At 67.2% G+C, this 26,198-nt stretch carries 24 protein-coding genes; 21 read left to right on the plus strand and 3 right to left on the minus strand.

Features of this window, described 5'->3' with window-relative positions; all coding sequences use genetic code 11:
• Positions 1-162 precede the first annotated feature (162 nt).
• Entirely contained in the window at positions 163-1,323 is a 1,161-nt protein-coding gene (locus ACW5W4_RS15430; RefSeq protein ID WP_456689973.1) for an isochorismate synthase, read from the minus strand.
• 511 nt (positions 1,324-1,834) lie between these two features.
• Here ACW5W4_RS15430 and ACW5W4_RS15435 point away from each other — a divergent pair.
• From ACW5W4_RS15435 to ACW5W4_RS15455, 5 genes are all read left to right on the plus strand, one after another.
• The gene (locus tag ACW5W4_RS15435; protein ID WP_427261085.1) at positions 1,835-2,641 is read left to right on the plus strand and encodes a siderophore-interacting protein; all 807 of its coding nucleotides are present in this window, start codon (positions 1,835-1,837) and stop codon (positions 2,639-2,641) included.
• Positions 2,642-2,852: 211 nt separating this feature from the next.
• Positions 2,853-3,953, plus strand: coding sequence for a 3-deoxy-7-phosphoheptulonate synthase (locus ACW5W4_RS15440; protein ID WP_456689974.1), 1,101 nt, complete (start codon positions 2,853-2,855; stop codon positions 3,951-3,953).
• Positions 3,954-4,030: 77 nt separating this feature from the next.
• Positions 4,031-5,119 carry a PQQ-dependent sugar dehydrogenase gene (locus tag ACW5W4_RS15445; protein ID WP_456689975.1) on the plus strand — a complete coding sequence of 363 codons (1,089 nt, stop codon included), beginning with the start codon at positions 4,031-4,033 and terminating at the stop codon, positions 5,117-5,119.
• Positions 5,120-5,162: 43 nt separating this feature from the next.
• On the plus strand, positions 5,163-5,291 hold the full coding sequence (locus ACW5W4_RS15450) for an entericidin A/B family lipoprotein (RefSeq protein WP_427261088.1): 129 nt from the start codon (positions 5,163-5,165) through the stop codon (positions 5,289-5,291).
• A gap of 152 nt (positions 5,292-5,443) precedes the next feature.
• Positions 5,444-7,597, plus strand: a complete 2,154-nt coding sequence (locus ACW5W4_RS15455) for a PAS domain S-box protein (protein WP_456689976.1) — start codon at positions 5,444-5,446, stop codon at positions 7,595-7,597.
• Here ACW5W4_RS15455 and ACW5W4_RS15460 read toward each other — a convergent pair.
• Positions 7,582-8,367 carry a DeoR family transcriptional regulator gene (locus ACW5W4_RS15460; RefSeq protein ID WP_427261090.1) on the minus strand — a complete coding sequence of 262 codons (786 nt, stop codon included), beginning with the start codon at positions 8,365-8,367 and terminating at the stop codon, positions 7,582-7,584. The two genes, ACW5W4_RS15455 and ACW5W4_RS15460, sit on opposite strands and share 16 nt — an antisense overlap.
• Before the next feature lie 254 nt (positions 8,368-8,621).
• Here ACW5W4_RS15460 and ltnD point away from each other — a divergent pair, with 254 nt between their 5' ends.
• The 11 genes from ltnD to ACW5W4_RS15515 all read left to right on the plus strand — a co-directional run bounded on the left by ltnD (position 8,622) and on the right by ACW5W4_RS15515 (position 20,977).
• Complete coding sequence (gene ltnD, locus ACW5W4_RS15465) at positions 8,622-9,524, plus strand: L-threonate dehydrogenase (protein ID WP_456689977.1); 903 nt, start codon at positions 8,622-8,624, stop codon at positions 9,522-9,524.
• Positions 9,521-10,771, plus strand: a complete 1,251-nt coding sequence (gene otnK, locus ACW5W4_RS15470; RefSeq protein WP_456689978.1) for a 3-oxo-tetronate kinase — start codon at positions 9,521-9,523, stop codon at positions 10,769-10,771. The genes ltnD and otnK overlap by 4 nt, the downstream gene beginning before the upstream one ends.
• On the plus strand, positions 10,764-11,396 hold the full coding sequence (otnC, locus tag ACW5W4_RS15475) for a 3-oxo-tetronate 4-phosphate decarboxylase (RefSeq protein ID WP_456689979.1): 633 nt from the start codon (positions 10,764-10,766) through the stop codon (positions 11,394-11,396). Before otnK ends, otnC begins: the two co-directional genes overlap by 8 nt.
• Positions 11,393-12,175: a 2-oxo-tetronate isomerase gene (gene otnI, locus ACW5W4_RS15480; protein WP_456689980.1), complete on the plus strand. Its 783-nt coding sequence runs from the start codon at positions 11,393-11,395 to the stop codon at positions 12,173-12,175. Before otnC ends, otnI begins: the two co-directional genes overlap by 4 nt.
• A gap of 48 nt (positions 12,176-12,223) precedes the next feature.
• Positions 12,224-13,174: a D-erythronate dehydrogenase gene (denD, locus tag ACW5W4_RS15485; protein ID WP_456689981.1), complete on the plus strand. Its 951-nt coding sequence runs from the start codon at positions 12,224-12,226 to the stop codon at positions 13,172-13,174.
• Entirely contained in the window at positions 13,171-14,673 is a 1,503-nt protein-coding gene (locus tag ACW5W4_RS15490) for a GntP family permease (RefSeq protein ID WP_427261096.1), read from the plus strand. The genes denD and ACW5W4_RS15490 overlap by 4 nt, the downstream gene beginning before the upstream one ends.
• Positions 14,674-14,886: 213 nt before the next feature.
• A complete protein-coding gene (locus ACW5W4_RS15495) occupies positions 14,887-15,786 on the plus strand; it encodes a DMT family transporter (protein ID WP_456689982.1) in 900 nt (299 codons plus the stop codon).
• 441 nt (positions 15,787-16,227) lie between these two features.
• Positions 16,228-18,156, plus strand: coding sequence for a methyl-accepting chemotaxis protein (locus ACW5W4_RS15500; RefSeq protein ID WP_456689983.1), 1,929 nt, complete (start codon positions 16,228-16,230; stop codon positions 18,154-18,156).
• A 188-nt stretch (positions 18,157-18,344) separates the two neighbouring features.
• Complete coding sequence (locus ACW5W4_RS15505) at positions 18,345-18,626, plus strand: hypothetical protein (RefSeq protein ID WP_427261099.1); 282 nt, start codon at positions 18,345-18,347, stop codon at positions 18,624-18,626.
• A gap of 18 nt (positions 18,627-18,644) precedes the next feature.
• Positions 18,645-20,051, plus strand: coding sequence for an OprD family outer membrane porin (locus ACW5W4_RS15510; RefSeq protein WP_456689984.1), 1,407 nt, complete (start codon positions 18,645-18,647; stop codon positions 20,049-20,051).
• Between the two features lie 98 nt (positions 20,052-20,149).
• Entirely contained in the window at positions 20,150-20,977 is an 828-nt protein-coding gene (locus ACW5W4_RS15515; RefSeq protein ID WP_456689985.1) for an SDR family oxidoreductase, read from the plus strand.
• Positions 20,978-21,290: 313 nt separating this feature from the next.
• On the opposite strand, the gene ACW5W4_RS15520 is transcribed toward ACW5W4_RS15515, so the two are convergent.
• Entirely contained in the window at positions 21,291-21,623 is a 333-nt protein-coding gene (locus ACW5W4_RS15520) for a DUF1904 family protein (RefSeq protein WP_408795229.1), read from the minus strand.
• Positions 21,624-21,715: 92 nt separating this feature from the next.
• On the opposite strand from ACW5W4_RS15520, the gene ACW5W4_RS15525 reads away from it, so the two are divergent.
• From ACW5W4_RS15525 to ACW5W4_RS15545, 5 genes are all read left to right on the plus strand, one after another.
• The gene (locus ACW5W4_RS15525; protein ID WP_456689986.1) at positions 21,716-22,621 is read left to right on the plus strand and encodes a TraB/GumN family protein; all 906 of its coding nucleotides are present in this window, start codon (positions 21,716-21,718) and stop codon (positions 22,619-22,621) included.
• 91 nt (positions 22,622-22,712) lie between these two features.
• On the plus strand, positions 22,713-22,889 hold the full coding sequence (locus ACW5W4_RS15530) for a DUF3149 domain-containing protein (RefSeq protein WP_427261104.1): 177 nt from the start codon (positions 22,713-22,715) through the stop codon (positions 22,887-22,889).
• A 189-nt stretch (positions 22,890-23,078) separates the two neighbouring features.
• Positions 23,079-23,690 carry a DNA endonuclease SmrA gene (smrA, locus tag ACW5W4_RS15535; RefSeq protein WP_456689987.1) on the plus strand — a complete coding sequence of 204 codons (612 nt, stop codon included), beginning with the start codon at positions 23,079-23,081 and terminating at the stop codon, positions 23,688-23,690.
• Between the two features lie 116 nt (positions 23,691-23,806).
• On the plus strand, positions 23,807-25,288 hold the full coding sequence (locus tag ACW5W4_RS15540; RefSeq protein ID WP_456689988.1) for a carboxypeptidase M32: 1,482 nt from the start codon (positions 23,807-23,809) through the stop codon (positions 25,286-25,288).
• Positions 25,289-25,527: 239 nt separating this feature from the next.
• Positions 25,528-26,198: bifunctional transcriptional activator/DNA repair enzyme AdaA (locus ACW5W4_RS15545; protein ID WP_456689990.1), on the plus strand; the 671-nt coding region annotated here is incomplete at its 3' end.

Below are 26,198 nucleotides of genomic sequence, written 5' to 3' on the forward strand. Positions count from 1 at the left end.
GCTCATTGCGCCACCTCCAAATCCAGGCCCAGGGCTTTGAGATTCGGCTGCCCGCTCGGCCAGCCCAGGTATTGATGCAGGCTCATTGCGCCACCTCCAAATCCAGGCCCAGGGCTTTGAGATTCGGCTGCCCACTCTGCCAGCCCAGATATTGACGCTGGCTCATTGCGCCACCTCCGGACTCAGGCCCAGGGCCTTCAACATGGTGCCCAGCTTGGTGCCGGTCTCAGCCCACTCCATGGCGGGATCCGAGCCCGCAACGATGCCTGCGCCGGCAAACAACTCCACCTGATGGCCGTCGAGCACGCCGCAGCGGATCACCACGGCCCACTCGCCGTTGCCCTGGCTGTCGCACCAGCCGACGATGCCGCTGAACAGGGCGCGCCGGAAGGGCTCCTGCTCGCGGATGAACTGGCGGGCCAGATCGGTGGGGTAGCCGCACAGGGCCGGGGTGGGATGAAGCTGGCAGGCAAGTGACAATACCGATGCCTCGCCGCCATTGAGCCGACCGGCGATGGGGGTGCCCAGATGCCAGAGGGTATCCGTGCTCATCAGACTGGGGCTGGACGGGATCGCCAGCTCGCGGCAGTGGGGGGTCAGCACCCGGCGGATCTCGTCGATCACCAACTTGTGCTCATGCTGATCCTTGCGGGACGCCAGCAGATCCCGGGCCACCGCCTCGTCCTGCTGCGGCTCGCCCGCCCGTCTGGCGGAGCCCGCCAGGGGGTGGGTGAACACCTCTCCCCCGCTGACCCGCAACAGTAGCTCCGGGCTGGCGCCAAGCAATCGGCGCGTCCCATCGAGGGGCAGGGAGAAGTGGAAGGCATGGGGGTTCTGGGCCATCAGCTGCGCCAGCACCTGCTCGGGGTCGGCTGGCTGGTGCAGGGTGAGGGAGAGCTTGCGCGACAGCACCACCTTGGCGAGGCGACCTTGGGCGAACGCCTCCAGCGCCGCGCTGACCGAGGCCTTGAATTCGCTGGCGGCAGGGGTGCTCTGCACCGAGATGGCCTGGTTCGCGGCCTGGGGGCCGGGTTCGCGCTGACGGCGTTCGCTGCGCTCAACCTGGCCGGGCACATAGAGGCAGGAGGGTTCTGAGGGATCGAAGGCGAAGGCGCCGATAAGCAGGGGGTTGGCCTGGCCCGCGGCCCTGGCCGCCGCCAGCGCATCCGTTATCTGCCGCTCCAGCAGGGGCCATTCGCTGGCTGGCGTTCGGATCGGCTGACCCAGATCATTGGCCCGGATCTCTCCCTGGCTCGACGTGAACAGGACGTCGGGGGGCGCAGCCTGAACCGGCGCGCGGGTTTCCATCACTTGAGTATCCATTTCACACCCATCGAATAAGACTATAAATGATAACTATTATCAGTCCGTTATTGTGCGGCGCTAAAATACTCGCTTTGAAATCCCCGGGTCAATGGAATTTGCATGGGACAAAACGGGAGCCTTTATGTGGGTATCGGCCCGAATGCAGGGCACGGCCACCCCATGGGGGCGGGAGTGGTCCCCGCCCCGGGACTCGGGTTGCGACAGCCGGTGGCTGGGGCTTGCCCGTCATGGAGGTTAGTGGTAAACCCGGCGAAAAGGGTTCGGATGAACACCAATCCAAGTCAGTCCCTCCAACTCCCGTGTCGAGTTGGCAATTGATGATTATTTGCATTTATCGGAGAGCGTCGCCGCCATCGTCAGGACGGCCGATGACTGAGGCTTGCCCACCCCGGAGGCCAGTGACCTGGGTGATGTTCGGGCATCATATGAGAACCAACTTATGGCTGGCAATTGATAATTATTTGCATTTATCGGAGAATGGCCACCATCGTCAGTCAGGAGTCCGTCCATGTCCCAGCCCGCCCCCGTCAATCGTCCCCGTCTGCTCAGCGTCAAGCGGGTTCAGGATCTCACCCCTCACCTGCGCCGCATCTGCCTGACCGGCCCCGACCTTGCCGACTACCCCTTCACCTGTGGCGGCGCCCATATCAAGATCATGCTGCCGCAGCCGGGCCAGGCCCATGCCGTCCTGCCCACCCCCACGCCCCAGGGGCCGCGCTGGGAGGATCCGAGCCAGCGACCCATCATGCGCACCTTCACCATTCGCGCCTTTCGCCCCGAAGCCCTGGAGCTGGATATCGACTTCGCGCTCCATGGCGAGACGGGGCCGGCCAGCCGCTTCGCCCTCAACGCCAAGCCGGGGGACAGGCTCGCCATCTCGGGTCCCGGTGGTCCCAACCCCATGCTGCAGGCGGCCGACCACTACTACATGGTGGGGGATCTCACCTCCCTGCCCGCCATCTGCGCCATGGCCGAGGTGATGGCGCCCCAGGCCAGGGGCCACATAGCCCTGCTGGTGCCCCATGAGCAAGACATGCTGGACATCCCGCTGCCGGCCGGGGTCGAGCTGCGCTGGTTTGTCGGCAGCCCGCAGCAGACAGAGCCCCTGATCAGCCATCTCACCAGCCAGCCCATGAGCGGCGACAACAGCTACTTCTGGTTCGGTGGCGAGGAGGGGCTGGTGGTCCCCATGCGCCGCCATGTCAGGCGCACCCTGGAGGTGGACCGCAGCCGCGTCTACGCCGTCCCCTACTGGCGCCATGGCAAGGATGAAGAGGCCTATCACCACGCCCGCCACGACGTGATGGACAGCTGATCTCCCCCTGCCCCGCCCGGGCCCGTGGCAGCTATGCCCGGGCCCTTTCCGTTTGTCTCTCCCCCTCCCTGCCCTTCCCGTTAGTGCTTGCAAGTCACGGGCAAAACAAGATAATGATAATCACTCTCAACAACTGCGATGGAAAGGCCCACCGACGGATGCCACCTCGGCATCGGCCCCATCGCCTCCATTCCCTCACAAGGTAATCCAGATGGCAGTCTTGAATTCGGTCATGCGCGCCGCCACGGTGACGACGCTCCCCACCCCGGCAGATCTGCTGGCACAGCAACCCTGTCCTGCCCAGTTGCAGACCCGGATTGCACAACATCGTCAGCAGGCCAGCGACATTCTGGGTGGGGAAGATGATCGCCTGCTGGTGGTGATAGGCCCCTGCTCCCTGCACGATCCCCGGGCGGCCCTCGACTATGCCAGGCGCCTGGCCCCCCTGGCCGCTCAGTACCAGGATCGGCTGCAGATCGTGATGCGGGCCTACTTCGAGAAGCCGCGCACCACTGTGGGCTGGAAGGGGCTGGTGTTCGACCCTCACCTGGATGGCAGCCATGACCTCGCCCTGGGTCTGCGCCTGGCACGCCAGCTGCTACTCGACATTGGCGAGCTGGGCCTGGCCACCGCCACCGAGTTTCTCGACACCACCAGCTTCCTCTATCTCGCCGACCTCATCAGCTGGGGAGCGATCGGTGCCCGCACCACCGAGTCCCAGGTTCATCGTCAGCTCGCCTCTGCCCTGCCCTGCCCGGTCGGTTTCAAGAACGGCACCGATGGCAACGTCCGGGTCGCCCTGGATGCCATCCAGGCGAGCCGGGCCCCCCACCTGTTCACCACGCCGGGCAGCGAGGGGGGCATGGTGGTGGTCCAGAGCCAGGGCAACGGAGCCGGCCACATCATCCTTCGTGGCGGCACCAGCCCCAATTACCATGCGGCCGATGTGGATGCGGCGGCGCAGCGCCTGCGCGGTCAGGGGCTGGCCCCCCGGCTCATGGTCGATTGCAGCCACGGCAACAGCCAGAAGCAGCACAAGAACCAGCTCAGGGTCGCCGAGTCCCTCGCCCAGCAACTGGCCCAGGGCAGCCAGGCCATCGCCGCCGTCATGGTCGAGAGCTTCCTGGTGGAGGGCGCTCAGGCCCCCGCGCCCCTCGGGGCCCTCACCTATGGCCAGTCGGTCACCGATGCCTGCCTCGGCTGGGATGACAGCCTGAGCCTGCTCGCCCTGCTGGCCGAGGCGGTCTCGGCACGCCGTCGCCACCTTGCCTCGGCCCCCGCGCCCTGCTGGGAAGCCCAGCTGGCCAGCTGACGCACCGCCCCCTGGACGCGGCACCGAGGAGCCGGCCACTATACTTGGCCGGTGTCATCCTTCACCCGGAGTACCCCATGGTGCCGCGTCTCATCCTCTGCCTCCTGCTCTGCCTCACCCTGGCCCCCCTGCCCGGGGCCAGTCCCCTCCACGTCAGCCTGCTGCACCGGGACCTGGCCCACCCCTGGGGGCTGGTGTTCCTGCCCGGCGGCGATCTGCTGGTGAGCGAGCGCCCCGGCCGCCTGCTGCGCCTGGGGGCCGACGGACGGCGCCATGCCGTGACCGGCCTGCCCGAGATAGCGGCCCAGGGCCAGGGGGGCCTGCTCGATCTGGCCCTGGATGACGAGGGCTGGCTCTATTTCAGTTACAGCGAGCCCGGCCCGGGTGGCAGCAGCACCGCCGTCGCCCGGGCCAGGCTGCAAGACGATCGCCTCATCTCCCTGCAACCCCTGTTCAGCCAGCGACCAAAGGTGTCGGGCGGCGCCCATTTTGGCTCGCGCCTGGTGCTGGGGAGCGATGGCCTGCTCTATATCACCCTGGGGGATCGCTACCACCAGCGCGACCTGGCCCAGCGCCTGGACAACCACATCGGCAAGACGGTGCGCCTGAACCGGGATGGCAGCGTGCCGACGGACAACCCTTTTCGCCACACCCCGGGCGCCCTGCCCGAGATCTGGAGCCTGGGCCATCGCAACATGCAGGGAGCGGCCTGGCGGCCGCTGGCCAACCAGTTCTGGGCCCATGAACACGGTCCCCAGGGCGGGGACGAGGTCAATCTCATCCTGGCAGGGCAAAACTACGGCTGGCCCAGGGTCAGCTTCGGCGAGGAGTATGGCGGCGGCAAGATTGGCGAGGGGGCAGCGGCGCCGGGGCTGGTCGCCCCCCTCAAGGTCTGGGTGCCCTCCATCGCCCCCTCCGGCATGGTGTTTCACTCCGGGGCTCGCTACCCCCAGTGGCGGGACAAGCTGTTTGTCGGCGCCCTGCGCGGCCAGTCACTGCGGGAGCTGACCCTGGCCGGCGACGCCATCGTCGGCGAACGCACCCTGCTCGGGGAGCGGGGGGAGCGGATCCGCACCGTCAAGGAGGGACCCGATGGTGCCCTCTATCTGCTCACCGACAGCGGATCGGGCAAGGTGTTGCGGCTGACGCCTCGACCTCTCGACTAAACTGAGAGGGCCCGTATCCCGGAGTGTCACAAGGAGCAAGACCATGAGATCCCTCAAGACCCTGACCATTTTCCTCTGCTGCGGCCTGCTGATCGCCTGCAACACCATGAGCGGCGTGGGCAAGGATGTCGAAAAAGTCGGCGAGACGATCCAAAAGAGCGCCGACAAGTGACCCCGGGCCGGGTGCCCCCGGCCCTTCTCCCCCATAAAGCAGTGGCTCGCCGCGCCGCTCTGTAATAAGGTTTTTCTTGCTCCTTATGCTCGACCCCATCAGCTCGATCCCGGCCGACCCTAAATTGCGCAGGATCCCCACAGAGACCCTTTATGCCCCCTCAGCCCGCTCTTGACCCTCTTCCCGGCCCGGCCCCCGACCTTGTCTCCTTCGCCGCCCTGATGGGTCGCCACTTCCCGGGTGCCCGGGTGCTGATCGTGCCCGCCGCCCCCATGGCCCCCGCCGCTTTCGGGTTGACGCCGGGGGAGCAGGCCGCCCTCCTCGGCCTCGCCAGCCGGGTGGGGGCTGGGGCCCATTTTTATCGGGATCGGCCGCCAATATCTGGCCTCCCCTCCTCCCCTGACACCGGCATCCCGGGGGCCTGCGCCCTGGTCCCCCTCACCGGCGGCGAGGGGCGCCCCCTCGGCTGGTTCGCGCTCCTGCTGCCCGGCAGCCATGACTTCACCCCCTGGGAGCGCCAGGACCTGGACGGCTTCGCCCGCCAGCTCGTGTGCATGTTGCAAAGCGTCCCCGGGAGCCCGGCTTGCTACAGCCAGCTGTTCGAACTCACCTTCAACCAGTCTTCGGTGGGCATGGCCCTCTCGGCCCCGGACGGTCGCTGGCTGCGGGCCAATCAGAGCCTGTGTCAGCTGCTGGGTTATCCCGAATCCCTGCTCATCGAGCGGGACTGGCAATCCATGACCCATGCCGAGGATCTCGCGGCCGAGGTGCGGCTGTTCGAGCAGCTGCTGGCGGGGGAGCGGCAGAACTACCGGCTGGAGAAACGGCTGCTGCGCCTCGACGGCACGCCCCACTGGGTCCAGCTCAGCGTCACCCTGTGCCGGGGCCGCAGCCCCCGGCAGACTCACCTGATCGCCGTGTTCACCGACATTGACGATCGCAAGCAGGCGGAGCAGCAGCTGCACCAGTTGCAGGCCCGGCTGGAGCAGCAGGTGGCCGAGCGCACCCAGGCCCTCTCCCGCGCCCTGGCGGAGCGGGACAGGGAGATGGCGGAGCGCGCCCAAGCGCAGGCGCGGCTGATGGAAGAGAAGAACCGCTTCCAGAGCATGCTGGACAACAGCAGCGCCGCCTTCATCGAGGTGAACGAGCAGGGCAGCCTCTGCGGCTGGAACCCGGCGGCCAGCAGCCTGTTTGGCTGGCAGGCCGAGGCCGTGCTGGGCCGGCCCCTCGTCGCCCTGTTCGACCCGGACTCCCCCTTCTGCCAGCTGTTGCTGGGCCAGGATCCCCAGCCCAGGCGCCAGGAGGTGGACATTCGCGACCGGGACGGGCGCCTCGTCCAGGCGGAGGTGGTGGCCGAGTCGAGCCAGCATGGGGGGCGGCCGAGCCGCTTCGCCTTCATCCATGACATCTCGGCCCGGCGCAGCGTGGCCCAGCAGCTCAAGCAGAGCAAGAGCCGGCTCAAGGCCATCGCCGACAACATGCCGGCCCTGATCGCCCAGATCAACCCGCAGCAGCGCTATCTCTACGCCAACCGCGCCTATCAGGAGTGGTTCGGGGTGAGCAGCGAGCAGCTCTATACCATGACGGTGGCGGATCTCATCGGCCCCAAGGCCTACCGGGTCGCGGCCCCCCACCTGGCCCGGGCCCTGGCCGGGGAGGAGCTCGCCTTCGACACGCCGTTTGACACACTGCAGGGGGAGCGCATGGTGCACTCCCACTATGTGCCCAACCCGGAGCCCGGCACCGGCCTCTACATACTGGCCACCGACATCAGCGAGCTGACCGAGTTGCAACGGCGCCTCGAGCACGAGGCGGCCCACGATGCCCTCACCGGCCTGCCCAACCGGCGCGCCTTCAGCCTGCGTCTCGAACGCGAGCTGGCGCGCACCCGCCAGGGCCGCGGCCACCTGGCCCTGCTGTTTATCGATCTCGATGGCTTCAAGCAGCTCAACGACAGCCTGGGTCACGACTTTGGCGACAAGGTGCTGCGCTACTTCGCCGAGCGGCTGCAGGCCTGCGTGCGGCCGGGGGACATGGTGGCGCGCCTGGCGGGGGATGAATTTACCCTGCTGCTGCCGGATCTCGGGGATCCCCACAGGGAAGTGAGCCTGGTGTGCGAGCGGCTGCTGGCGGATCTCGCCATGGAGCGGGAACTGGCGGGCCAGCCCCTGCGCCTGACCTGCAGCATAGGGGCGGCCCTGTGCCCGCCGGGTCGGGAGATGACCCTGGATGCCCTGCTCAATCAGGCCGATGGCGCCATGTACCGCGCCAAGGCCGCCGGCAAGGGGCGCTACGCGCTGGCCTGAGCCGGGGTCAGGGGCACCAGGGAGAGCTGAACCCCGTGCTGGGCCAGCATCTCCCTGGCGTTCTGGGCGAGCCTGTCATCGCTGATCACCCGATCGACAGCCTCCCAGCCCACCACCTTGAAGGTGCCCACCTTGCCATATTTGGACGAGTCGCAGATGAGGATGCGGGTCGAGGCGGCGTCCACCACGGCCCGCTTGACCGGCACCTTCTCCTCGTTCGGGGTGGAGATGCCATGGCCATCCCAGGAGGAGGAGGAGAGGAAGGCGATATCCAGATGCAGGTTGCGCAGGAAGTGGGCGGTCGCCTCCCCGGCGCAGGACTGGTTGTCGCGGATCACCATGCCGCCGGTGTGATAGAGCCGGCCCAGGCCATGCTCGATCAGGTAGGCACACACCATGAAGTCGTTGGTCACTATCATGAGGTCGTCGCGCAGCGCCAGCTCCCGGGCCAGCTCCAGGGAGGTGGTGCCCGCATCCAGATAGACGGTGCTGCCCGCCGTCACCTGCTCCGCGGCCAGGCGGGCGATGGCCAGCTTGGCCTCCTGCATCAGGCTGCGCTTGGCGGCGTGGGAGGGTTCGCTGGTGATGCGCTCGGCCAGGCTGACCCCGCCGGAGACCGACAGCACCCGCCCCTGCTGCTCCAGCTTCTGGATATCCCGGCGCACCGTCATGTGGGAAACATCGAGCCGCTCGGTGAGCTCCAGTATGCTGACCACGCCGCGCTCGGCCAGCAGGTGCAATATCTGTTGCTGTCGTTCTATGGGGATCATGGGGCCTCCTCCTGTCAGTGGCGTCGCCATTCTAGCCCAACGGCATGGTAAAAAATGATAAAACTTCATCACACCCACTGAAATTAACATTAACTCACAAAAAAGCCCCACCATTTGCGCCCTTGAAAGGGTCCAACTGAACCAAATCACAAAAAATAACAGATCACGAGTTAATTTTTGTGATTTGCGCCCGATATTTCACCGCCATTAGCCCCTACTATGAGCCCATACGTCGTCTCATAGAGGAACTCAGCATGTCTCATCCTTATCAGGTTGCCGTCATCGGCCTTGGCGCCATGGGCATGGGCGCCGCCCTCTCCTGCCTGCGGGCCGGGTTGCAGACCCATGGCATAGACCTGGCCCCCGCCGCCCGCGAGCGGCTCGCCGCCGCCGGCGCCGCCAGTGTCGGCACCCATGCCCACGCCATCGCGGACCGGCTCGATGCCGTGCTGTTGCTGGTGGTCAATGCCGCCCAGGTGCGCCGCATCCTGCTCGGCGAAGAGGGACTGGCCCGCCGTCTCAAGCCGGGCACGGCCGTGATGATCAGCGCCACCATCGCCAGCGAGGAGGCGAAAGCCATCGCCGCCGAGCTCGCCGCCCTGAGTCTGCTGGTGCTCGATGCCCCCGTCTCCGGCGGCGCGGTCAAGGCCGAGGCGGGAGATATGGTGGTGATGGCCTCGGGCGCCAGGGCCGCCTTCGAGCGGCTGCAACCCGTGCTCGATGCGGTGGCGGGCCGGGTCTTCGTCATCGGCGAACAACCGGGCCAGGGCAGCACGGTCAAGATCATCCACCAGCTGCTGGCGGGGGTGCACATCGCGGTGGCCGCCGAGGCCATGGCGCTGGCGAGCCGCGCCGGGGTGCCGCTCGATCTCATGTACGAGGTGGTCACCCAGGCCGCCGGCAACTCCTGGATGTTTGAAAACCGCATGCCCAGGGTCATCGACGGCGACTACCGCCCCCGCTCCGCGGTGGACATCTTCGTCAAGGATCTCAACCTGGTGGCCGACACGGCCCGGGCCCTGAACTTCCCGCTGCCCCTGGCGAGCGCCGCCCTGAACCAGTTCCTCAGCGCCAGCAACGCCGGCCACGGCCAGGAGGACGACAGCGCCGTCATCAAGGCCTATGCCGGGATCCAACTGCCGGGAGACGCACAATGAGACTCGGGGTCATCGCGGACGATTTCACCGGCGCCACCGACATCGCCGGCTTCCTGGTGGAGAACGGTCTCTCCACCCTGCAACTGGCCGGGGTGCCGAGCGGGGGGGATCTGCCTCGGGCGGATGCCCTGGTGGTGAGCCTCAAGAGCCGATCCTGCTCCGCCGAACAGGCGGTGGCGGACTCCCTCGCCGCCCTCACCTGGCTGCGGGAGCAGGGTTGCGATCGCATCTATCAAAAATACTGCTCCACCTTCGACAGCACGCCCCTGGGCAACATAGGCCCGGTGGCCGATGCCCTGCTGGCGGCGCTTGACCACGACTTCACCCTGATCTGCCCCGCGCTGCCGGTCAATGGCCGCACCGTCTATCAGGGCAACCTGTTCGTCGGGCCCCAGCCCCTGGCCGAATCCGGCATGCGCCACCACCCCCTCACCCCCATGACCGACAGCAACCTGCTGCGGCTGATGGATGGCCAGGGGCGCGGGCGCACCGGCCTGGTGCCACTGAACACCATTGCGGCCGGGCCAGAGGCCATCGCCGCCGCCCTGACCCGCCTCAGGGATGATGGCTATCGCTACGCCGTGGTCGACACCCTGACCGAGCAGCACCTGCTGGATATCGCCGCCGCCGTGCGCGACTGGCCCCTGGTCACCGGCGGCTCCGGCCTCGCCATCGGCCTGGCCCGCCAGCTGAGCCGGGGTCAGCCCCTGGCGGCCCGGGCCGCCGGTCGCCCCGTGCCCGGCCCCTGCGCCATCCTGTCCGGCTCCTGCTCCCAGATGACCAACCGTCAGGTAGCCCACTATCGCACGCTGGCGCCGAGCCTGGCCCTGTCGGTGGAGGCCTGCCTCACCGAACCGGACTACCCGGCCCGCCTCGCCGACTGGCTGCTCGGCCAGGGGGAGGGCCCGGCCCCATTGCTCTACGCCACCACGGCCCCCGAGGCCTTAAGTGAGATCCAGCGCCAGTACGGGGTGCAGGCCGCGAGCGAGGCGGTGGAAGCCTGCTTCGCCGCCGTGGCCCGCCTGCTGGTGGCGGCGGGCGTGAGCCGGCTCATCGTCGCCGGGGGCGAGACCTCGAGCCGGGTCACCCAGGCCCTGGCCATCCACGCCTTCCACATAGGTCCCCAGATAGCCCCCGGGGTGCCCTGGGTGCGGGCCACGGACAGGCCCCTCTCCCTGGCGCTCAAATCCGGCAATTTTGGCGACGAACACTTCTTCTCCACCGCCCAGGAGGCATTCCATGACTGAACAGGCACTGCGCGACACCATGGTGATGCTGGGGGCCTCCCTGTTTGCGCGAGGCTATGCCACCGGCGGCGCGGGCAATCTCTCCGCCCGCCTCCCCGACGGCACCCTGATCGCCACCCCCACCGGATCCTGCCTCGGCAGGCTCAGCGCCCAGAGCCTCTCCCGCGTGAGCATGAGCGGCGAGCACCTGGGGGGGGATCGCCCCTCCAAGGAGGTGGCCTTCCACCTCGCCCTCTACCACAACAACCCCGATTGCCAGGCGGTGGTGCACCTGCACTGCACCCACCTGACCGCCCTCTCCTGCCTGGCCGGGCTGGATCCGGTCAACGTGATCCGCCCCTTCACCCCCTACTACGTGATGCGGGTCGGCAGCCTGCCCCTCATCCCCTACTACCGGCCGGGGGATGAGCGCATCGCCGAGGAGCTGGGCCGCCGCGCCCGGGACGCTGGCGCCTTCCTCCTCGCCAACCACGGCCCCGTGGTGATGGGCAAGAACCTGGTGGAGGCGGTCAACAACATGGAAGAGCTGGAGGAGACAGCCCGCCTCGCCCTGCTGCTCCATGGCCAGCCCATCCGCTACCTGAGCGAAACCGACATTGCCCAATTGAGGAACATGAAGCCATGAGCAAGTTTGCCGCCAACCTGACCATGCTGTTTACCGAACTGCCCTTTATCGAGCGCTTCGCCGCGGCCCGCGCCGCCGGTTTCGAGGCGGTGGAGTGTCTCTTCCCCTACGAGTGGCCAGCCGCCGAACTCGCCCGTCAGCTGCGGGAGCACGGCCTCTCCCAGGCCCTGTTCAACATGCCCCCCGGAGACTGGGCGGCCGGTGAGCGCGGCATGGCCGCCATCCCGGGTCGGGAGGCGGAGTTTCGCGCCCAGCTGCCGAGGGTGCGCGAATACGCCCTGGCGCTCGGTTGCACCAAGGTGCACGCCATGAGCGGCATCGTCGACCCGGCTCATAGCCTGGCGGTCCACCGCCAGACCCTGGTGGAGAACATCCGCTTCGCCGCCGACTTTCTCGCCGCGGACGGCATCAAGGTGCTGCTCGAACCCCTCAACAACCGGGACGTGCCCGGCTACTTCCTGGCCCACCAGCGCGATGCCCTGGCCCTGGTGCAGGAGATAGACAGGCCGAATGTGGCAGTCCAGCTCGATCTCTACCACGCCCAGATCATGGACGGGGATCTGACCCGTCTCATTGCCACCCTGGGCCCGGCCATCGGCCATGTCCAGATAGCCTCGGTGCCGGATCGCCACGAACCGGATCGCGGTGAAATCCACTACCCCCACCTGTTCGAGGCCCTGGCCCGGGCCGGCTACCAGGACTGGATAGGCTGCGAGTACCACCCCAGCGCCGGCACCCAGGCAGGTCTCGGCTGGCTGGCGCAATGGCAGTCCCGATAACCCATAACAAGCATGACCCTACACACGAACGAGTCTGAGGATAACAAGATGCAGATCATCATCACGGGGGGCGGCGGCTTTCTCGGCCAACGCCTGGCCCGCGCCCTGTTGCAAGGACCCCTCCCCTTCAGCGAACTGCTGCTGGTGGACATACAGATGCCGATGAGTCCGCTAGCCGACCCCAGGGTGCGCTGCCTGCAAAAGGATCTCACCGCCCCCGGGGTGGCCGAGTCCCTGATCACCAGGGAGACGGGGATCGTCTATCACCTGGCCGCCATCGTCAGCAGCCACGCCGAGCAGGATTTCGATCTCGGCTGGCAGGTCAACCTGGATACCACCCGCGTCCTGCTGGAGGCGTGCCGCCACGCCAGGCCCGGCATCCGCTTCATCTTCACCAGCTCGCTGGCGGTCTACGGCGGGGCCTTGCCCGAGCAGGTGGACGACGGTACGGCGCTCACCCCGACCTCTTCCTATGGCGCCCAGAAGGCCATGGGGGAGATCCTGGTCAACGACTACAGCCGCAAGGGCTATGTGGATGGCCTGGTGCTGCGTCTGCCCACCATCTGCGTGCGGCCCGGCAAGCCGAACCGCGCCGCCTCGTCGTTTGTCAGCAGCATCATCCGCGAGCCCCTGCAGGGGGAGACGACCTGCTGCCCAGTCGACCCGGCCCTGCGGCTCTGGCTGTCGAGTCCGGCCACAGTGGTGGCGAACTTCCTCACCGCCGCGACCCTGAGCCCGCCGACCGGCTGGCGCAGCATCAACCTGCCCGGCATCAGCGTCACGGTCGAGGAGATGCTGACCACCCTGACCCAGGCAGGTGGCCAGGCCGCCCGGGAGCGGGTCACCCTGGCCCGGGATGGCGCTATCGAGCGCATCGTCGCCAGCTGGCCAGGGCGCATCGACAACAGCCGGGCCTGTGAGCTTGGTTTCGTGGCGGACGGGACCTTCGCCGACATCATCGACAGCTTTATCACCCATGACATGCAGGAGGCATCATGATCGATATACCTACCCCCATCATTGGGCTCATCATCGCGGTCTTTGCCCTGGTCTTCCTGGTGCTGCGCACCCGGGTCCACGCCCTGATCGCCATGCTGGCCGCGGCCTGCATCGCCGGGCTCACCGGCGGCATGACCATCGACAAGACCCTCACCGTCATCACCCAGGGCTTTGGCTCCACCCTCGGCAGCATCGGCATCGTCATCGGCCTCGGGGTCATGATGGGTCGCCTGCTGGAGGTGTCGGGCGCGGCCGAACAGATCGCCTACAGCTTCATCAAGTGGCTCGGCAAGCGCCGTGAGGAGTGGGCCCTGGCCATCACCGGCTATATCGTCAGCATCCCCATCTTCGTGGATTCCGCCTTCGTCATCCTGTTCCCCGTGGCCAAGGCGCTGGCAAAAAGCGGCAAGCGATCCCTGCTGACCCTGGGGGTGGCCCTGGCGGGCGGCCTGGTGGTGACCCACCATACGGTGCCCCCCACCCCGGGGCCCCTGGGAGTCGCCGGCCTGTTCGGGGTCGACATCGGCGCCATGCTGCTGACCGGCATGTGCCTGGCGGTACCCTGCGTCATCGGCATCGTGCTCTACGCCCAGTGGCTCGACAAGAAGTACCCGGAATTCGGCCAGCAGGGGATGAAGACCCCGGACGAGCTGCAAGCCAGCTATGAGCAGTACCTCAAGGAGAAGGCGGGCAAGCCCCTGCCGAGCCTGACCCTCTCCCTGCTGCCCATCCTGGTGCCCATCGTCCTCATCTTCTGCAAGGCGATCCTCACCACCCTGAGCGCCATGGAGGGGATGGCGTTCCTCGCCGGCAACCCGCTGGTGCAAGGGATAGGCTTTATCGGCACCCCCATCATAGCGCTGGCCATCAGCGTCTTGCTGGCGGTCTATACCCTGGTGCCCCACATGGACAAACACGCCACCGCCGAGCGCCTCGAGGAGGGACTGCAATCGGCCGGCATCATACTGCTGGTGACGGGCGCCGGCGGCGCCCTGGGGGCCGTGCTGCGCGACAGCGGCGCCGGCAACCAGCTGGCCGAGCAGATTGCGGGGCTGCCCATCTCCCCCATTCTGATCCCCTTCATCGTCGCCACCCTGGTGCGCCTCATTCAGGGCTCAGGCACGGTCGCCATGGTGACGGCGGCCTCCATCTCGGCCCCCATACTGGCCCAGATCCCCGGGGTCAACATGCTGCTGGCCGCCCAGGCCGCCACCATGGGGTCGCTCTTCTTCGGCTACTTCAACGACAGCCTGTTCTGGGTGGTCAACCGCATGATGGGGATCTCGGACGTCAAGCAGCAGATGGTGGTCTGGTCCATCCCCACCACCATCGCCTGGGCCATCGGCGGCACCGGGGTCGCCCTGCTCAACCTGCTGTTCGGCTCAGGCGGTACCTGGTTCGACCCCGTGCTGCCCCTGCTGGTGCTGGCCCTCATCATCTGGGGGGTGCGTCGCCAGCCCCTGGGGATGACGGCCCCCGCGGCGGTGCGCCAACCCTGAGTCGGCACACCTGAGGGATGCCCGGCGGGCGCCGCCGGGCATCCCTCTTTGAGACGTCGAGCACAGGAAACAACGAAAGAGGCCCGTCCTTGACCAGGGACGGGCATGAGAAACAATGGAAGGCGTTCGCCCGAGGAGGGGCGAGCATAGGAATCGAGGGGGCCCGTCTGCTAGACTGGCCCCCTCGTTGGCTTCTCTCACAAGGATTGGAAGATGTCTGGTTCGCCCCTGCGCGATCGCTCCACCGCTTTCGCCCTGCTCACCATCTTGCTGTGGGCCTCCCTGGCCGCCCTCACCTCCCGGGTCACCAGCGTCTCCCCCCTGGTACTGGTGGGCCTGGTGCTGCTGTGTTGCGGCGCCCTCGCCCTGCCGTTCTGGCGCCAGTGGCGCGCCAGCCCCCAGACCTGGCTGGTCACCATCACGGCCCTGCTCTGCTATCACCTGCTGCTGTTCATGAGCTTTCGCCACGCCCCCGTGCTGGAGGCGAACCTCATCAACTACCTCTGGCCGCTGTTCATCATACTGTTCACCCCATTGCTGCTGCCGGGCCACCCCCTCCAGGGGCGACACCTGCTGGCGGGCCTGCTCGGCCTTGCCGGCAGCGTGCTGGTGATGGTCGATGGCGAGCTGCAACTGCAATCGGCCCACCTGCCCGGCTACCTGCTGGCGCTCGGGGCCGCCATCATCTGGGGCGGCTACTCGGTGCTGTCGCGCCGCCTGCCCCCCGCCCCTGCGGTGGTGACGGCGGCGGCCTGCCTGCCCGCAGGGCTCTTGGCCCTGCTGCTGGCCCGGGGGCTGGAGGGCCCCCTGCCCCTGGCGGCCATCCCGAGCGGCGACTGGGGGCTCATCATGGGTCTGGCCCTCGGCCCCATGGGGGCGGCCTTCGTCACCTGGTATCTGGCGCTGCGGGACGGGGATCCGCGCCGCATCGGCGCCCTGGCCTACCTCACCCCCCTGCTCAGCACCCTGCTGCTGGTCTGGCTCAACGGCGAGACCCTGACCCTGCGCCACGTGCTGGCCGGCAGCCTTATCCTGGGCGGCGCCCTGCTGGGCCTCAGGGCAGGGCCTACCAAGATCAAGCCACTGCCCCCCGAGGCGACCGCAAACGGCTGACCCAGAGGCAGCAGCAAACCGCTGACCCTGACGGCCGATCCCGGGCGGCGCCCTGCCGGGTCTCAGGGCGGGGCCAACCAAGGTCAAGCCACTGCCCCCCGAGGCGGCCGCAAACGGCTGACCCTGACGGCCGATCCCGGACGGCGCCCTGCCGGGTCTCGGGGCGGGGCCGACCAAGGTCAAGCCACTGCCCCCCGAGGCGGCAGCAAACCGCTGACCCTGACGGCCGATCCCGGGCGGCGCCCTGCTGGGCCTCAGGGCGGGGCCGACCAAGGTCAAGCCACTGCCCCCCGAGGCGGCCGCAAGCGGCTGACCCAGAGGCAGCAGCAAACCGCTCCCGGGGTCAGGTTTCCACGCGCAGGCCGTTTTGACCCCTGTCATGAAACTGCCATCAATCCTGCTTAAGCTGGCGCCGTTCGTCGTTCAAGCAGGACTCTTCTGGTGAATATCTCCCGTTACTCTTCCCTTGCCGCCCTCATCTTGTTGCTGCTCGCCTGCGTGCTCGCCACCGCCCTGGGCTATGGCTGGCGCCAGCTCGACCGCAGTGAATCCAGCCAGCGCCTGCACGAGCGACTGGAGCTGCGCCTCGCCACCACGCTGCAGGGGGCCCTGCGCGACTACCTCGCCAGCGGCGACCCCGTGCGCCTGGCCAGTGCCGAGGGGGCGCGCCGCCTCGCCATCGGCCAGCTCGAGCAGATGTCGGGCCCCCCCGTGGAGGCGCTCAAGGGGCAGCTGGATCGGATGGGCAAGAAGATAGAGAGCGACTATCTGGCCGCCGGCAAGCTGTCGGGCAACAGCCAGGAGCTGCTGCAAAACGCCGAACGGGAGCTGACCGCCCAGGCCAAGGCGCTGCTGCGCTACGGCCAGGGCAGCGAGGCGCCCGCCGCCGCCGACTATCGCCAGGGGGCCGCCGATCTGCTGGCCGCCCTGCCCCACCTCATTCATCTGCGCCAGCAATACATGGCCCAGGGCAGCGCCAAGCAGCGCGAGGCCCTGCAATTCGAACTCGCCAGCCTGAGCCGTCAGGCCGATGCCCTCGCCGCCCTGCCGCTGCTGGGGCTGCTCGAACCCGCCCCCGCCCAGGATGAGTTCACCCTGGGGGAGCCAGAGCGCCGGGATCTTGGCCAGCAGCCTCGCAGCGAGTTGCAGAGCCTGCTGCGCCGCTATCCCCAGGAGCTGACCAACAGCCAGCAGGCCCTCACCCGCCAGCAGCAGGCCCGGGAGGCGGTCAATCGGGATCTCGAGCAGATGCTGGCGGCCATGACCCGGATGGGAGATGCCCTCGGCGCCGAGCGCCATAGGGTCAATCAGCATCTGGCCACCGTGCTCGGCAGCCTGGCCCTCGGCCTGGTGCTGACGGCGCTGCTGTTCGCCTGGTGCCAGCGCCGCTGGATAGTGCGCCCCCTGATCCGGCTGCGCGCCGCCTTCGCCCAGCTCGAGCAGACCGGCCTGGCCGAACCCCTGCCCCAGGGGCGCGAGCGCAACGAGCTGGCGGACATAGTGGCGAGCTACAACCGCCTGCTGGCCCACAAGCAGCAGGAGCAGGCCCACAAGGAGGGGCAGCTCGAGGCGGTCTCCCTCAGCCTGCAGGGCATGGTCAGCCAGGTGCAGGACATTCACCAGAGCACCCACACCACAGAGCAGGCAGTCGGAGAGGGGGAGCAGATGATGAACGAGCTGAACCAGCTCGCCAGCGAGGTGCACCAGGTGGCCGCGGATATCGCCCTCCATGCCCAGCACAACGAGCAATCCATGACCGACAGCGAGCGACTGGTGGGGGGCATGCTGCTGGCGACCGAGCAGACCGGCCTCGCCATCCATGAGAGCGGCGACGCCCTGGCCCAGCTGCGCCGCTCGGTGGAAGACGTCACCGCCATCGTCGATGTCATCAACCACATCGCCCAGCAGACCAACCTGCTGGCGCTCAATGCCGCCATCGAGGCGGCGCGGGCGGGAGAGCATGGCCGCGGGTTTGCCGTGGTGGCGGACGAGGTGCGTCATCTCTCCGCCGACACCCAGCGCTCACTTGCGCAGATCACCGAGATACTGCAGCGGCTCACCGGCTCGGGGGAGCAGATCACCTCGGTCCTCGGCCGCATTCGCAACGAGTCGGCCCAGCAGCGCCAGCAGGCCGAGCAGCTGCGCCAGACCACCCAGCAGGTGCGGGACATGGCGCGCAGCACGGCGGTCATCGCCTTGCAGGGGGCGGACAACGCCAAGAGCCAGGAGCACAAGCTCGCCACCTTCGCGGCGCTGATCGGCAAGATCAGCCAGCATGCCCACCAGGTCAGCCAGCTGGCGGTGCAGGTCTCGGGCCACATCCACCATCAGGCCCAGCAGATCCCCAGGATCCTCGGCCACCAGGGCTGAACCCCCGCCACCCCTGCCGTCGACAGACCGCCTCGCGCGGTCTTTTTTCGTGGCGCAAAATCAACTGTTAAATTCGCGTTAACAGAGAAAGTTCGGCGCCCCCCCTCTCCCGCCGCATCCGGCCACATAATTACCCATGAAAGCGTTATCAGACCAGCGATGGCGCCCTCTCGGCGAATAACGGCTTAATGATACAATTATTTGCACTCTGTCATAGTTTTGAAACGAGCCTGGAACTTTTGATTGATATTTCGCACCGCGAACGTACTCTTGAAATCAACCGGCACGCCAAGGTCGGTACACAAAAAAATAAAGTTTGCATAGTGCCAAGTCTGTTCGTCATCGATACGCCAAGTCATCGAGGCAGGACAGCGACAGAAACGTTTTTGCCCTTCGGGGTCTTGATTGCAATGCCAAAACCGCGCGGCGGCATCACGCCAGATCGCCGGATAAAAAAGCTAAGTCCATAAAATCAGGAGCAATTCGAAATGGAAAAAGTGATCTTCAAACGTGCTGCCCTGAGCAGTGCGGTCATCGCCGCCCTGCTCGCCCCCGGTCTGGCATTCGCAGCCGACGACGCTGGCCCCGCCTATCAGGCCGCCGCCAGCAAATTCTACGAAGAGGGCAAACTCAACGGTGGCCTCTTCTACTTCCAGCGCGACCGTCAGCGCATCCAGGGTGGTGAAGACGGTGATGGCAAGTACCACTCCAACCTGAGCCATGCCACCACCCAGCTCGCCCTGAACTACAACTCCGGTTACGCCTGGGATGTGGTCGGTGTGGATGTCGGCGGTTTCGGCGCCTATGACCTCTCCGTCGACGAGAGCAACGGTGTCAACGAGGAGAACGAATTCTCCTTCATCGGCAAGAAGTGGGGCGACAAGATGGACGGCGTGCCCGAGGGTGGCTTCAGCCTCTCCAACGCGGCCCTGAAATTCAAGTTCGGTGACTCCGTCACCGCCAAGGGGGGTCTGACCCAGCTCTACGTCCCGGGTATCCTGGGGGTCAACTGGTCCTATCAGCCCGGTACCTACCGTGGTGGCCAGATCGAGGGCAACTTCGGTGGCCTCTACCTGACCTACGCCATCGCCGATGAGTACAAGGCACCCTGGTTCAAGGAGACCGCAGGCTTCTCCAAGAAGACCATGTATGCCGGCAGCGATGTCGCCTTCAACAGCGAAAACGAGATCGACTACATCCACGGCTTGGCCGCCCGTTACACCTTCGAGGGCGGCACCGCCATCACCGGCTCCTTCGGTCAATCCCAAGGCTACATGGACAGCTACCACTTCAAGCTGGCCCACAAGTTCGACGTACTGGGCGGCCTGAACACCAGCTACCAGTTCTACGGCTCCACCACCGACAACGACGACTACGACGGTCTGGCATGGCAACAAGCCCTGACCGCCAGCTGGGCCATGGGCCCGTACGGTTTCCGTACCGAGGCGCTCTACACCAAGGCCGACGGCGACCTGGGCAACTACCTGCCCCGTCTGACCACAGGCTATGCCAACTCCCAGGGCGCGAACGAGATCTGGTGGGATTCCCGCTCCGACTGGAACGAGAACGGCGAGATCGCCCTGTTTGCCGGGGTGACCCGCTCCCTGGATGACCTGGTCGGCGCCCCCGGTTGGACCGTCGGTGTCTCCGGTGCCTATGGCTGGGGTGCCCAGAACGGCGACAAGAGCCTGGATAAGGACGGTGAAGAGTGGGCCGCCAACTTCGACGTCATGTACACGGTGCAAGATGGCAAGCTGAAGGGCACCCTGTTCAAGCTGCACTACACCGACTACAACAACAAGCAGGACGAGAAGGGCAGCTGGTACTACCCGAACATGTTCACCTCCGAGCATGACGTCAAGTTCCACATCATCATGCCGTTTACTATTCTGTAAGCCGCTGACGATAAAGAAAAACCGGGCCAATTGGCCCGGTTTTGTTTTTTGGCGCTGCGCGCTACCATGTCCCCTTTCCCATCCATGAGGAGAGTGTCATGTCCCGTTTCGTGCTGATCACCGGCTGCTCCAGCGGCATCGGCCTGGCCGCCGCCCGGGCGCTTCAGGGCGCCGGTCTGACCGCCATCGCCTCGGCCAGACGCCCGGAGGACGTGGCCCGCCTCAAAACGGAGGGGCTGCTCGCGGTGCAGCTGGATCTCGATGACGAGGCCAGCATAGAGGCCGGCGCCCGGGCCGCCCTGGCCCTGGCAGGTGGCCGCCTGTACGGCCTGTTCAACAACGGCGCCTACGGCCAGCCCGGCGCCCTGGAAGACGTGCCCACTGCCGCCCTGCGGGCCCAGTTCAATACCAATCTGTTTGGCTGGCACCACCTGATCCGCCAGATCCTGCCCGCCATGGTGGCGGCCGGCGAGGGGCGCATCGTGCAAAACAGCTCGGTGCTGGGGCTGGTCGCCATGAAGTATCGTGGCGCCTACAACGCCAGCAAGTTCGCCCTGGAGGGCTATACCGACACCCTGCGCCTGGAGCTGGCCGGCACCGGCGTCCACATCAGCCTGATAGAGCCAGGCCCCATCGACACCCAGTTTCGGGCCAACGCCCGGGCCGCCTTCCTGCGCCATATCGACCCGGCCCTGAGCCGCCATAGAGCCGACTATGACCAGACCCTGACGCGATTGGAGAAGGAGGGGCCCAGCGGGCGCTTCACCCTGCCAAGCGAGGCCTGCGTCCCGCCGCTGCTCCACGCGCTCACCAGCCCGCGCCCCAGGCACCGCTACCCGGTCACCTTTCCGACCCGGCTGTTTGCCTGGCTGCGCCGCCTCCTGCCAAGCCGCTGGCTGGATCTGATCCTCGGCAAGTCGGCCTGATCCGGGCGGGCCCCCAGTCCCGGCATACGGCTATCGCTGCTGCCCGGCTTGCACCAGCCGGATCAGATCACCCTATCAGTCGTGCTCGCCATTGCTGTCGTGATAAGGGGGACCTTATTACCTGGCCTGCCCGACATAGGCAAAACGACGCTCTATCAATAGTGCTCGCCATTGCTGTCGTAATACGGGGGACCTTATTACCTGGCCTGCCCGACATAGGCAAACGACGCACGATCAGTCGTGCTCGCCATTGCTGTCGTAATACGGGAGACCTCATTAGCTGGCCTGCCCGACATAGGCAAAACACGCTCTATCAATAGTGCTCGCCATTGCTGTAGTAGGCGGACTTGTCGATGGCCATCACCTGCACCACCACATGGGTCTGCTCGCCGAGGGCCTGCTTGAGATGGCGGGTGATGAGGGCCGCCGCCTCGTCCTGCACCCCCTGGGGACGGGCGAACCAGAGCAGCTCGACGAAGGGATTGCCCGCCTCCGGCTGGCCGTCACGCACAAACCGGCTCCCCAGAGACTCCAGGGTGACAAACTCCGGCTTGCCGCCAGTCAGGGCGCACAGATCCGCGACCAGGGGGGCGCTGATGCGCTGCAAGACCTCGATGTCGACGGCGCGAAAACGCAGGTGGGGCATGGGAAACCTCTTGGCTGATAGGAATGAGGCCTTATCATAGACCCAAGCCATCACCCGAATCATGTGCAAACTGCCATCCATCAAGGAGTGCCATGTCCGCCTCTCGCCTGCTACTGCCCCTGCTGCTCTGGCTGCTGCTGCCGACCCGGCTGCTGGCCGAGCCCGCCTTCTATCACCTCAGCAAGGGAGATCAGCAGTTCTGGCTGCTGGGCTCCATCCATGCCGCCCAGGCGAGCATCTACCCCCTGCCAGGCGCCATAGAGCGGGCCTGGGCCCAGAGCCGCGCCCTGGTGCTCGAGGTGGACATGGCGGCCATCCCGGCCGACGAATGGCAGCAGGTGGCGAGCCTGACCCGGCTGGCGCCGGGACAGACCCTGGCGGACACTATCCCCCCGGCGCTCTATCGGCGCACCCAGGAGGCGGCGAGCCGGCTGGGCCTGCCGCCAGCCAGCCTGGACGGCCTGCAACCCTGGTTTGCCGCCATCAGCCTGACCCAGCAGGCCCTGGCGAAGAGCCCCTTTAGCGGCGAGTACGGTATCGATCAGCACTTCGCCAACCGCGCCGCCCAAGGAGGCAAGCCGGTACAGGGGCTCGAGACCCTGACCGAGCAGCTCGGCTACCTCGCCAGCGTGGCAGAGCATCAGGATCTGATGCTGGCCGCCACCCTGGACGAGCTGCCCGAGCTCGGCACCAGCTTCGCCGCCATCCTGGCCGCCTGGCAGGACGGGGACGAGGCGCGGCTCATCGCCCTGCTCAAGGAGGAGATGGCCCCCCCGGCGCTGCAACAGTGGCTGGAGCAGACCCTGCTGGCCCGCCGCAATCACGACTGGCTGCGCCGCCTGCCAGCCCTGCCCGCCGAGAGCTTCGTGGTGGTCGGTGCCCTGCACCTGTATGGGGAGCAGGGACTGCTGGCCCTGCTCGAGGGGGCGGGCTGGCGCATCGAGCCCCTGACCCAATCCGGGTCTGTGCGCGCCATCACAGGGTCAGCCAGCGATTAAATAAGCAGCATGGGAGTTGATCGAGATCATCTCTGCCCCATAAAGAGGTATCTATCATGCCTGTCATCGACGAATGGCAGGAGCAGATGAGATGGATTTTTGGTTGAACCTGATGTTTGGCCACCCGGTGGGGTGGATGTCCATGCTGGTCATACTGGTGACGGTGGCGCTGATCAGCTTCTACGCCGGTTACTTCATCTACAAGGTGCACAAGGCGCAGCCGCCGGTGGAGCAGGGTCAGCCCTCTCCCAAGGCGCCCCATCACTGAGGCGCCTGCCCGCCACCGACCCAGCAGGGGGCCCAGGCCCCCTGTTGGGTCGACGACCTGGCCCCTCCCCCAGCCGGGCTGGCTGCGCTCCCCTGCGCGGTTCCTGCTCGCCCGGCATCGCTGACGATTCTCTCCCGGCATCGCTAACGCTAGACTGCAAGGCTCATTCCTACTCTCCGGGAGCCTGCCGTGTCCGATAACGACGAACGCTCACTCTTCCTGCAGGAAGTGGCCGATGTGAAACCCATGCGCCACGACCGCATCAGCACCCAGCCCGGCGCAATTGGCGCGAGCGAAGCCCAGCTCGCCCGGCGCCACGCCGCCGCCCATGGCAGCAGCGACGAGCTGGACCTGCTCTCCCTGGATCCCGCCCCCGCCCTCGACCCCCACGCCATCGTCGGCTTCAAGCGCGACGGCGTGCAGGAGGGGGTCTACAAGAAGCTGCGCCTGGGCAAATACGTGCTGCAAGGCAGCCTGGATCTGCGCCGCCACAGCGTGCCGGAGGCGCGCCGGGCCCTGGTCGACTTCTTGCGCGACTGCGAGCGGCGCGACATCCGCTGCCTGCTGATCCTCCATGGCCGGGGCGAAGGGCCAGCCCGGTCAGCCCCCTCCCTTGAGGGCGAAAAACGGGGGCGACTCAAGAGCCAGGTCAGCGCCTGGCTGCCCTGTCTGCCGAGCGTGATGGCGGCCCACAGCGCCCAGCCGCACCACGGCGGCAGCGGTGCCCTCTATGTGCTGCTGCGCAAGAGCGAGCAGAAGAAGGCCCAGAACCGGGAGCGCCACCAGCAGCGCCTCGGCTGACCGGGCGGGTGCTGGCCCGTCGCCGCGGCCGGTGCTAGCATCGGGACGCCCGTCCTTGCCAGGAGCGGGCCTGCCGGACGGCAGCCAGGACCCAACCACAATAACAAGGACCCCTTATGTCATATCAACGATTGGAGCAACACCAGCAGCGGCTCTACCGCCTCTCCCACCTTGGCGCCATCTGCGGCTGGGATCAGGCCGCCTTCATGCCCCAGGGGGGCAACGAGGCGCGCGCCGAGGCCATGGCGGAACTGGATCTGCTGCTGCACACCGAGCGCACGGCGCCGCAGCTGGCCCAGTGGATCGCCGAGGCCGAGGCCGAGCCTCTGAGCGAACTGCAACGGGCGAACCTGCACGAGATCAAGCGCCAGTGGCGGGATGCGACCCTGCTGCCGGGGGATCTGGTGGAGGCGCTGTCCCTGGCGGGCAGCCGCTGCGAGCACGCCTGGCGCCGCCAGCGCAAGGAGAACGACTGGGCAGGCTTTGCCCCGAACCTCGAGGAGGTGGTGCGCCTGTCCCGGGAGGTGGCCAGCTTGCGCGCCGAGGCGCTCGGAGTGCGTCCCTATGACGCCATGCTGGCGCTGTACGAACCCGGCATGACGAGCGCGCGGCTGGACGTCATCTTCGGCGAGCTCGGCCAGTGGTTGCCGGGCCTCATCCAGGACGTGACGGCGCGCCAGCGCCAGACGCAACCCTTGCAGCCCCGGGGCCCCTTCCCCATCGCGAGCCAGCAGGCGCTCGGCCAGGAGGTGATGGCACTGCTCGGCTTCGATTTCGCCCACGGCCGCCTCGACGTGAGCAGTCACCCGTTCTGCGGCGGCGTGCCGACGGACGTGCGCATCACCACGCGCTACAACGAGGACGAGTTCGTCTCCAGCCTGATGGGCATAGTGCACGAGACGGGCCACGCCCGTTACGAACAGGGATTGCCGCGCGCACTGCTGGGCCAGCCGGTGGCCGAGGCGCGATCCATGGGCATTCACGAGAGCCAGAGCCTGTTTTGCGAGATGCAGCTCGGCCATGATCCTGCGTTCCTGAACCTGATAGCGCCGCACATCGCCCGCCACTTCGGTACCCAGCCCGCCCTCGCCCCCGAGAACCTGGCGCGCCTGTACCTCGGCGTCGAGCCTGGCCTCATCCGGGTCGATGCCGACGAGGTGACGTACCCGGCCCACGTGATCCTGCGCTACGAGCTGGAGCGCGATCTCATCGAGGGGCGCATCGAGGTGGCGGACATCCCCGCGCTGTGGGATGCGAAGATGCAGCAGTGGCTCGGGCTGTCAACGAAGGACAACTACCGGGATGGCTGCATGCAGGACATCCACTGGACGGACGGCTCGTTCGGCTACTTCCCGAGTTACACGCTCGGCGCCATGTACGCGGCGCAGCTGCGCTTCGCGCTGGAGCGTGCGCTCGGCGCGTCCCTCGGCACCCTGGTGGCCGAGGGGCGACTCGCCGACGTGTTCGGCTGGTTGCAACATAATGTGTGGCAACACGGCAGCGCGTTCGACACGGACGAGCTGATGCGCCGCGCGAGTGGCGAGGCGCTCAATCCCCGGTGGCTGCGCCAGCACCTGGAGCAGCGCTACCTGCCCTGATGCCCTGATGCACGACGCCATCAACCCATGCAGCAGACGCCTGCGGGCGTCTGTTTTTTTACATTGCTGTCCGATCCTGGCTAGTATCTCGCCCCGCACCCGCTTACTCTGCCCCTGAACCGAGTGCGAAGCGGGCCCCAACCCCCTCGCCCGCCCCATGGGCAGGCAATCCAGCCCAGCCCCACCACCAGAGGAGCCGCGCCATGGCCAGTTCACGTTCGGCGACCACCGCCTCGGGCATGCCTCATGACCCGGGCGAGCGCGACGCCGCCGATGACGGCGAGCAGCACGAACACGCCCGCATCGGCCTGAGCCGCGCCCAGTGCCTGGAGGCGCGCCTCGCGCGCGATGCGCGCTTCGATGGCCGCTTCTTCACCGGCGTGCTGTCCACCGGCATCTATTGCCGCCCCATCTGCCCGGCGCGCGCACCGCACGAGCGCAACGTGCGTTACTTCCCGAGCGCCGCGAGCGCGGAGCAGCATGGGCTGCGCCCCTGCCTGCGCTGTCGCCCCGAACTCGCGCCCGGATCCGGTCGCCGCCTGCCCGAGGTGCTTGAACTTGCGCTCAAGGGGATAGACGGCGGCGCGCTCACGGAGCAATCCCTGCCTGCGTTCGCGCGCACGCTCGGCGTCACCGAGCGCACGCTGCGGCGCCAGTTCGAGCGCCACCTCGGGGTGGCACCGAGCCAGGTGGAGCTGACGCGCCGCCTGTTGCTCGCGAAACGCCTGCTGACCGAGACGAGCCTGCCCATCACAGAGATAGCGTTCGCGGCGGGCTTTGCGAGCATTCGCCGCTTCAATGATGCCTGGCAGCACGCCTACGCCATGGCGCCTCGGGCCGCGCGCGCGCGCGGGGGGCCCCCCGGGGGGGGGGGGGCGCGGGCCGGGGGGGGGGGGGGTGGGCGCCCCCC

The organism is Aeromonas crassostreae (assembly GCF_054052445.1).